The 8,702-nt window shown below is 71.7% G+C and carries 8 protein-coding genes and 2 pseudogenes; 5 read left to right on the top strand and 5 right to left on the bottom strand.

The window, feature by feature from the left end; translation table 11 throughout:
* Window positions 1-318, bottom strand: a pseudogene (locus IE249_RS36310) (biotin--[acetyl-CoA-carboxylase] ligase); the annotation flags it as partial.
* Window positions 319-428: 110 nt separating this feature from the next.
* Here IE249_RS36310 and IE249_RS05315 point away from each other — a divergent pair.
* From IE249_RS05315 to mmpB, 3 genes are all read left to right on the top strand, one after another.
* Window positions 429-2,030 (top strand): acyl-CoA carboxylase subunit beta, encoded by a 1,602-nt coding sequence (locus IE249_RS05315; protein WP_189703563.1) that lies wholly within the window; start codon window positions 429-431, stop codon window positions 2,028-2,030.
* A gap of 9 nt (window positions 2,031-2,039) precedes the next feature.
* The gene (locus tag IE249_RS05310) at window positions 2,040-2,246 is read left to right on the top strand and encodes an acyl-CoA carboxylase epsilon subunit (RefSeq protein ID WP_189703562.1); all 207 of its coding nucleotides are present in this window, start codon (window positions 2,040-2,042) and stop codon (window positions 2,244-2,246) included.
* Between the two features lie 136 nt (window positions 2,247-2,382).
* A complete protein-coding gene (gene mmpB / locus IE249_RS39685) occupies window positions 2,383-2,511 on the top strand; it encodes a morphogenic membrane protein MmpB (RefSeq protein WP_268249667.1) in 129 nt (42 codons plus the stop codon).
* Window positions 2,512-2,582: 71 nt separating this feature from the next.
* Here the strand turns inward: mmpB and IE249_RS36305 are convergent.
* Window positions 2,583-2,861, bottom strand: a pseudogene (locus tag IE249_RS36305) (RNA-guided endonuclease TnpB family protein); the annotation flags it as partial.
* A gap of 328 nt (window positions 2,862-3,189) precedes the next feature.
* Here IE249_RS36305 and IE249_RS05305 point away from each other — a divergent pair.
* Entirely contained in the window at window positions 3,190-3,810 is a 621-nt protein-coding gene (locus IE249_RS05305; RefSeq protein ID WP_189703561.1) for a Maf family protein, read from the top strand.
* Between the two features lie 30 nt (window positions 3,811-3,840).
* Here the strand turns inward: IE249_RS05305 and IE249_RS05300 are convergent, their stop codons facing one another.
* Window positions 3,841-4,437: a hypothetical protein gene (locus tag IE249_RS05300; protein WP_189703560.1), complete on the bottom strand. Its 597-nt coding sequence runs from the start codon at window positions 4,435-4,437 to the stop codon at window positions 3,841-3,843.
* A 374-nt stretch (window positions 4,438-4,811) separates the two neighbouring features.
* Between IE249_RS05300 and IE249_RS05295 the strand changes: the two genes are divergently transcribed.
* Entirely contained in the window at window positions 4,812-6,584 is a 1,773-nt protein-coding gene (locus IE249_RS05295; protein WP_189703559.1) for an acetyl/propionyl/methylcrotonyl-CoA carboxylase subunit alpha, read from the top strand.
* Window positions 6,585-6,669: 85 nt separating this feature from the next.
* On the opposite strand, the gene IE249_RS05290 is transcribed toward IE249_RS05295, so the two are convergent.
* Window positions 6,670-7,644 carry a DeoR/GlpR family DNA-binding transcription regulator gene (locus IE249_RS05290; RefSeq protein ID WP_189703558.1) on the bottom strand — a complete coding sequence of 325 codons (975 nt, stop codon included), beginning with the start codon at window positions 7,642-7,644 and terminating at the stop codon, window positions 6,670-6,672.
* Between the two features lie 173 nt (window positions 7,645-7,817).
* The coding region (locus IE249_RS36300; RefSeq protein ID WP_229857566.1) for an NAD(P)H-quinone dehydrogenase at window positions 7,818-8,702 on the bottom strand (885 nt) is incomplete at its 5' end.

The raw sequence follows: 8,702 nt of genomic DNA, 5'->3' as shown, positions 1-8,702 counted from the left end.
CCGCAGCAGCACGGAGAAGAACAGGCCGGACCGGGGCGGCGACGTCCACTGCCGGTCCAGGCGCCCCCGCCCGGCGGTCTGCTCCTCGGCGACCAGGACCGCGCCCTCCGCGGCCGAGCCCGCGGCGGCCCGCGCGACGAGGTCGGAGTTGGTGGAGCCGGTGCGCTGCACCACGTCCACCCCCGTCCACAGGCCGCCCTCGCGCACCAGCCCGCGCCGCAGCGCCGTGGTGTTGAGGGGCGGCCGGTCGAGGTCGGACCAGCGGCTGCCCCGGGGCGTGTTCGCGTGGTTGTCGTCTGCTGCATCTCGCGGCGTCATGCAAGCCACCCTAGGTGTGGCAAACGCCGCACTGCCGAACCGTAGGGCCACCACTACTCTACGGATGAGTAACCGTCCCCCCTTTTGAGCAGGCAGGGAGCCGCATCCCGATGTCCGAGCCGGAAGAGCGTCCTGAGGTCCAAGAGATCGACATCCACACGACCGCGGGCAAGCTCGCGGATCTCCAGCGCCGCATCGAGGAGGCGACGCACGCCGGCTCCGCACGTGCCGTCGAGAAGCAGCACGCCAAGGGCAAGCTGACGGCCCGTGAGCGGATCGAGCTCCTCCTCGACGAGGGCTCCTTCGTCGAGCTGGACGAGTTCGCCCGGCACCGTTCCACCAACTTCGGCCTGGAGAAGAACCGCCCCTACGGCGACGGCGTCGTCACCGGCTACGGCACGGTCGACGGCCGCCCGGTCGCCGTGTTCTCCCAGGACTTCACCGTCTTCGGCGGCGCCCTGGGCGAGGTCTACGGCCAGAAGATCGTCAAGGTGATGGACTTCGCCCTGAAGACCGGCTGCCCGGTCATCGGCATCAACGACTCCGGCGGCGCCCGCATCCAGGAGGGCGTCGCGTCCCTGGGCGCGTACGGCGAGATCTTCCGCCGCAACACCCACGCCTCCGGCGTCATCCCGCAGATCAGCCTGGTCGTCGGCCCCTGCGCGGGCGGCGCGGTCTACTCCCCCGCCATCACCGACTTCACCGTCATGGTCGACCAGACCAGCCACATGTTCATCACCGGCCCGGACGTCATCAAGACGGTCACCGGCGAGGACGTCGGCTTCGAGGAGCTGGGCGGCGCCCGCACCCACAACTCCGCCTCCGGCGTGGCCCATCACATGGCCGGGGACGAGAAGGACGCCATCGAGTACGTCAAGCAGCTGCTGTCGTACCTGCCCTCCAACAACCTCTCCGAGGCCCCGGTCTTCCCCGAGGAGGCGGACCTGTCCGTCACCGGGGAGGACCTGGAGCTGGACACGCTCGTCCCGGACAGCGCCAACCAGCCGTACGACATGCACACGGTGATCGAACACATCGTGGACGACGCCGAGTTCTTCGAGACGCAGCCGCTGTTCGCGCCGAACATCCTCACCGGGTTCGGGCGGGTCGAGGGCCACCCGGTCGGCATCGTCGCCAACCAGCCGATGCAGTTCGCGGGCTGTCTGGACATCGACGCCTCCGAGAAGGCCGCCCGCTTCGTGCGCACCTGCGACGCGTTCAACGTGCCGGTGCTGACCTTCGTGGACGTGCCCGGCTTCCTGCCCGGCGTGGACCAGGAGCACGACGGCATCATCCGCCGCGGCGCCAAGCTGATCTTCGCCTACGCCGAGGCCACCGTCCCGCTGATCACCGTCATCACCCGCAAGGCCTTCGGCGGCGCCTACGACGTCATGGGCTCCAAGCACCTGGGCGCCGACCTCAACCTGGCCTGGCCCACCGCCCAGATCGCCGTCATGGGCGCCCAGGGCGCGGTCAACATCCTGCACCGCCGCACCATCGCCGAGGCGGACGACGCGGACGCCACCCGTGCCCGGTTGATCCAGGAGTACGAGGACACCCTCCTCAACCCCTACATCGCGGCCGAGCGCGGCTACGTCGACGCGGTGATCATGCCGTCCGACACCCGCGCCCACGTCGTCCGCGGCCTGCGTCAGCTGCGCACCAAGCGGGAATCCCTGCCTCCCAAGAAGCACGGCAACATCCCCCTGTAAGGAGCCGCTGTGATCAAGGTCGTACGAGGCAACCCGACCCCCGAGGAGCTCGCCGCCGCCCTGGCGGTGGTCCGGGCCCGCGCCGCGGCGGCAGCCTCCCTGCCGTCCGGCGCGGCCGGTCCGAAGGACTCCTGGGCCGACCCCGCCCGCATCGCGGGCAGCCGGGTCCCCCACCCCGGCCCGGCGGCCTGGACCCGCACCTACTGGCCCAGCTGACCCGCGCCGCCGAACGGCCGCCGCCCCCCGTCCCGCGGGGGCGGCGGCCGGTTCGCGTTCGTACCGCCCCGCCCTGCCGGCAACTTGAGTACGCGTACTCAGGCGCCCGGCCGGGCCCCCGGCGGACCATCGAAGAATGCTGTGGTCCGACCCTGAGAACGAGCCGCCCGAGGAGATGCGGGAGACGCAGGAGATGCTCCGGCGGCTGGGTGTTCTCATGGCGCTGGCCATGGTGCTCGCGATGCTGGTGATCGGACTGAGTTGAATGCTCCCCTCCCTGAAAGGAGGGGATTCCTGGCTCAGGCTGCCTCCCGGAGCGGCGCTCCGGCAGGTCCGGGCCTTGTGGCCGTGCCGGGCGTGGGCCAGGTCGTGGGCGTCGGAGGTGGTGGTGGCCGCCTCCTTGACGCCCCAGTCGATACCGATCACCGCCCCGGTCGCCGGGAGCGGTTCGACGATGGCGGGGACGACGAACGAGCAGTACCAGGCGCCCAGAGCGTCACGGTAGACCCGCACGCTGGACGGTTCGGCCGGCAGCTCACGCGACCACACCACCCTCAGCACGATCCCGCCCGCCAGGTGCAGCCGTCCGCCCGTCAGCCGGAAGCCGCGCCGGGTGGGGCGTGCCCGGCCTCCTCGATCTCCCCCGCCCGCACACCCCCACCCCTTGATCCGCTCCACCGACTCCGGCCACCCGACCGTACGCGCGGGACCCGAACAACCGCACCCCCTCCCGCCGAGATCACCCTGATCAGCGAATGCAGGCATAAGTGCTGACGTTGCCCCGGCTCCGCCGGGCAGGCCGTCAGGGCGCTCCGCGCCCTGGGCAGCCGGGCACCGCGGCCCTCCACGCCGTTGAGGATGCGATTCCTCACCGGCGTGCACGCCGCAGCCTCCTCGCAAGAGCCGGGTGAGCCCGGACGCGTACCGCCGATACGCTGGCCGCATGACCGATCAGCCGCGCCGCCGACTCGTGCTCGCCTCCCAGTCCCCCGCCCGGCTCGGGCTGCTCCGGCAGGCGGGACTGGACCCCGAAGTGATCGTCAGCGGTGTCGACGAGGACGCGATCAGTGCCCCCACCCCCGCCGAACTGGCCCTCGCGCTCGCCGAGGCCAAGGCCTCCGTGGTGGCGGCCCGGCCGGACGTGCACGGCGCCCTGGTGATCGGCTGCGACTCGGTGCTCGACCTCGACGGCCGGGCGCTCGGCAAGCCCGCCGACGCGGAGGAGGCCACCGCCCGCTGGAAGTCGATGCGCGGCCGCGCGGGCACCCTGCAGACCGGCCACTGCGTGTGGGACACGGCGAGCGGCCGCCACGCCTCAGCCACCGCCTCCACCGTCGTCCGCTTCGGCGACCCCACGGACGAGGAGGTGGCCGCGTACGTCGCCTCGGGCGAGCCGCTCCACGTGGCGGGCGCCTTCACCCTGGACGGCCGTTCGGCCCCCTTCATCGACGGCATCGACGGCGACCACGGCAACGTCATCGGCATCAGCCTGCCGCTGGTACGGCGGCTGCTGGCCGAACTGGGCGTGGGCATCACGCAGTTGTGGAAGCCGGACGCGGACTGACCCGGGCCGCCGCGCCGGACCGGCCCCGGCTCAGGCGGTGCTGGGCTCCGCCGGAGGAGTGACCGGACCGCCCGCGTCCCCGTCCCGGGGCCCGCCGGCGTCCACGGGTCCTTCGCCGCCGCCCCGCGGGCCCTCACCAGCCCTCGGACCTTCACCGCCCTGCGGGCCCTCACCGCTTCCCGGTCCCTCGCCGTCCGGTGCGGCGCCGTCCTTCGCCGCGCCGGCCGGGCTGCCCTCCTCGCGGTCGTACGTCATGAGGAGCAGCACGATCAGCCCCAGCACCACCACCATGAACAGGAACGCCGACCAGCCCACCAGGCCCCAGGCGAAGGCGCCGAGCAGCCCGTGCACCACGGCCGCGCTGATCAGCAGGATGCGGCCGAACCCGGCCGGGCGGCGGTTCCGCAGGGCGACGAGCAGGGCGACCAGGCCGCACAGGGCGAAGTAGAGGCCGAAGACGACGCCGCCGGCCTTCGAGGACGTCGACATCACGTCCGGGTCGAGGCCGGCCAGGGACATCTTCTGACGGTGGACCACCTCCCCGAGGAACCAGTTGAGCGCCGCGAGGAAGAACGCCTCGACGAAGAGCACGACCGCCACCACCCACGCCACCGGTCTGCGCACCACCGGTCCCACCCACTTTCGACTGCGACTCCATCGGGAGCCCTGTTACCGCCAGTACCGTTGCGACATCGCGAACGCTACTAACGGGTAAACGTGGGGACAAGGGTCCTGCGAACGGCAAAGAATCATTGGGCCATTCGTAGGGACTCCACAAAGAAACGAAGTGGGCCGCAGCACGCTCTCACAGAGACCTTGACCACATCGGAGGGCTAGGGTTTGCCGGAGGAGTCCTGCGTACAGCGGTGCGACAAGGGATTTCGCAGGTCGAGCAAGCCTCGAATCACGCTCCGTGTGGGCAAGCTCACCATTGGGGACGGGTCGAAGTGCCGTGTCGGCAGTCCCTAAACTCGGCTTGTTTCAAGGAGGGAGCCTCAATCGTGCGCAAGGTGCTCATCGCCAACCGTGGCGAAATCGCTGTCCGCGTGGCCCGGGCCTGCCGGGACGCCGGAATCGCGAGCGTGGCCGTCTACGCCGACCCGGACCGGGACGCTCTGCATGTCCGCGCCGCGGATGAGGCGTTCGCCCTGGGCGGTGACACACCGGCCACCAGTTACCTGGACATCGACAAGGTCCTGAAGGCCGCCAAGGAGTCCGGCGCGGACGCCATCCACCCCGGATACGGCTTCCTCTCGGAGAACGCCGACTTCGCACAGGCGGTCCTGGACGCGGACCTGATCTGGATCGGCCCCCCGCCGCAGGCCATCCGCGACCTCGGCGACAAGGTCGCCGCCCGGCACATCGCCCAGCGCGCCGGCGCCCCGCTGGTGGCGGGCACGCCCGACCCGGTCAGCGGCGCCGAGGAGGTCGTGGCCTTCGCCGAGGAGCACGGCCTGCCCATCGCCATCAAGGCCGCCTTCGGCGGCGGCGGCCGCGGCCTGAAGGTCGCCCGCACCCTGGAAGAGGTCCCCGAGCTCTACGACTCCGCCGTGCGCGAGGCGGTGGCCGCCTTCGGCCGCGGCGAGTGCTTCGTCGAGCGCTACCTGGACCGCCCCCGCCACGTCGAGACCCAGTGCCTGGCGGACAAGCACGGCAACGTCGTCGTGGTCTCCACCCGCGACTGCTCGCTCCAGCGCCGTCACCAGAAGCTGGTCGAGGAGGCCCCGGCCCCCTTCCTGTCCGAGGCGCAGGTCGCCGAGCTGTACCGCGCCTCCAAGGCCATCCTCAAGGAGGCACGCTACGAGGGCGCCGGCACCTGTGAGTTCCTGGTGGGCCAGGACGGCACGATCTCCTTCCTCGAGGTGAACACCCGCCTCCAGGTCGAGCACCCGGTCACCGAGGAGGTCGCCGGCATCGACCTGGTGCGCGAGATGTTCCGCATCGCCGACGGCGAGGAGCTCGGCTACGACGACCCGGTGCTGCGCGGCCACTCCTTCGAGTTCCGCATCAACGGCGAGGACCCGGGCCGCAACTTCCTGCCCGCCCCCGGCACGGTCACCCGCTTCGAGGCGCCCGCCGGACCCGGTGTGCGGCTGGACGCGGGCGTGGAGGCCGGCTCGGTCATCGGCCCGGCCTGGGACTCCCTGCTGGCCAAACTGATCGTCACCGGCCGCACCCGCAAGGAGGCGCTGGAGCGTGCCTCGCGTGCCCTGGAGGAGTTCCAGGTCGAGGGCATGGCCACCGCCATCCCGTTCCACCGCAAGGTGGTCACCGACCCGGCGTTCGCCCCCGAGCTGACCGGCTCCGCCGACCCGTTCACGGTCCACACCCGCTGGATCGAGACCGAGTTCGTCAATGACATCAAGCCCTTCACCGCCCCGGCCGACGCCGAGTCGGACGAGGAGCCGGGCCGCGAGACGGTCGTCGTCGAGGTCGGCGGCAAGCGCCTCGAGGTCTCCCTGCCGTCCTCGCTGGGCATGAGCCTGGCCCGCACCGGCCTCGCGGCGGGCGCCAAGCCCAAGCGGCGCGCGGCGAAGAAGTCCGGCCCGGTCGCCTCCGGCGACACCCTCGCCTCCCCGATGCAGGGCACCATCGTGAAGATCGCGGTGGAGGAGGGCCAGGAGGTCAAGGAGGGCGACCTGGTCGTCGTCCTGGAGGCCATGAAGATGGAGCAGCCCCTCAACGCCCACAAGAGCGGCACCATCAAGGGCCTGAGCGCGGCGGTCGGCGCCTCGGTGACGTCCGGCGCGGCCATCTGCGAGATCAAGGACTGACCCGGTCCCGCACCACCCGTACGACCTTCGAGGCGCCCGGCCCGTCGCATCGGCGACAGGCCGGGCGCCTCCCCGTTACGGCCCCTCAGCGCCTGCGCAGGTCCGCCACCCGGGCGGCGCGCTCGGCCCGCTCCGCGCCCGGCGGCTGCTCGCCGCCCAGCCCCGCGGGGCGCAGCGCGGTGGCCGGTCCGCCGACCGGGCCGCGGCGCGGGCCGGGCAGGGGCAGGTCCCGGCGGCGGTCGCCGCGCGCCGGGGGCTGGTCACCCACCGGGTTTCCCGCCGGACCGGCCACGTTGATCTGCACGCCCTGGTCGGCGAGGGCCTGCAGCTCGGTGGCGGCGCGGTCGTCGTGGACCGGGGGCTCGTCGGTGACCAGGCGGGTGATGAGTTCGGTGGGGACGGTCTGGAACATCGTGTCCGTGCCCAGCTTGGTGTGGTCGGCGAGGACCACGACCTCCGCGGCGGCCTGGACGAGGGCGCGGTCGACGGACGCCGAGAGCATGTTGGACGTGGACAGTCCGCGCTCGGCGGTCAGACCGCTGCCCGACAGGAACGCCTTGGACACTCTGAGCCCCTGCAGGGACTGCTCGGCCCCGGAGCCGACGAGGGCGTAGTTCGACCCGCGCAGGGTGCCGCCGGTCATCACCACCTCCACCCGGTTGGCGTGGGCGAGCGCCTGGGCGACCAGGAGGGAGTTGGTGACGACGGTCAGGCCGGGCACGCGCGCGAGCCGGCGCGCCAGCTCCTGCGTGGTCGTCCCGGCCCCGACGACGATCGCCTCGCCCTCTTCGACGAGGCCCGCGGCGAGGTCGGCGATGGCCGTCTTCTCCGCGGTCGCGAGATGCGACTTCTGCGGGAAGCCGGACTCGCGGGTGAACCCGCCCGGCAGCACCGCACCGCCGTGCCGGCGGTCGAGGAGTCCTTCGGCCTCCAGTGCCCGCACGTCCCGCCGTACGGTCACTTCGGAGGTCTGGACGACGCGGGCGAGCTCACGGAGCGACACGGCTCCGTTCGCGCGCACCATTTCGAGGATCAATTGGCGACGTTCAGCAGCGAACACGAAACTGACAGTAACCCCAGCGACCGTCTGCTTTCAGCAGTTTGCGCCGATTAACAGAAGTTGTTCGCACGGCGTGACACCAAGTGGTATAGGGGTTAGTCCCTGCGCCTATGCCGTACGCATGGTCGGCAACTCCCCGTGACCAGCGGGAGCCGGAACCGGCCGCGCCCTCGCTACGCCTCGCCGGTCGCCTTGCGGCCGTGCAACTGACGTGCCACCTCGGCGATCGAGCCCGACAGGGAGGGGTACACGGTGAAGGCGTTCGCGATCTGTTCGACCGTCAGATTGTTGTCGACGGCGATCGAGATGGGGTGGATGAGTTCCGAGGCGCGCGGCGCCACGACCACACCGCCGACCACGATCCCGGTGCCCGGCCGGCAGAAGATCTTGACGAAGCCGTCCCGGATGCCCTGCATCTTGGCGCGCGGGTTGCGCAGCAGCGGCAGCTTCACACAGCGGGCGTCGATCTTGCCCGCGTCCACGTCGGCCTGGCTGTAGCCGACGGTGGCGATCTCGGGGTCGGTGAAGACGTTGGAGGAGACCGTCTTGAGGTTCAGCGGGGCCACCGCGTCGCCCAGGAAGTGGTACATGGCGATACGTCCCTGCATCGCCGCCACCGAGGCGAGCGCGAAGACACCGGTCACGTCGCCGGCCGCGTAGACGCCGGGAGCCGTCGTGCGCGAGACCTTGTCGGTCCAGATGTGCCCCGACTCGCGCAGCTTGACGCCGGCCTCCTCGAGACCCAGTCCGGCGCTGTTCGGGATGGCGCCGACGGCCATCAGGCAGTGCGAGCCGGAGATGACCCGCCCGTCGGCCAGCGTCACCTCGACCCGGTCGCCGACCCGCTTGGCTGCGGCGGCCCGGGAGCGGGCCATGACGTTCATGCCGCGGCGCCGGAAGACGTCCTCCAGCACGGCCGCGGCGTCGGGGTCCTCACCGGGCAGCACCCGGTCGCGGGACGACACCAGCGTGACCTTGGACCCCAGCGCCTGGTACGCCCCGGCGAACTCGGCGCCGGTGACGCCGGAGCCGACCACGATGAGCTCCTCGGGCAGCTC

This window comes from Streptomyces anandii JCM 4720 (genome assembly GCF_014650655.1).
Lineage (GTDB): Bacteria > Actinomycetota > Actinomycetes > Streptomycetales > Streptomycetaceae > Streptomyces > Streptomyces anandii.
This window is presented reverse-complemented; position numbering and strand designations above follow the sequence as displayed.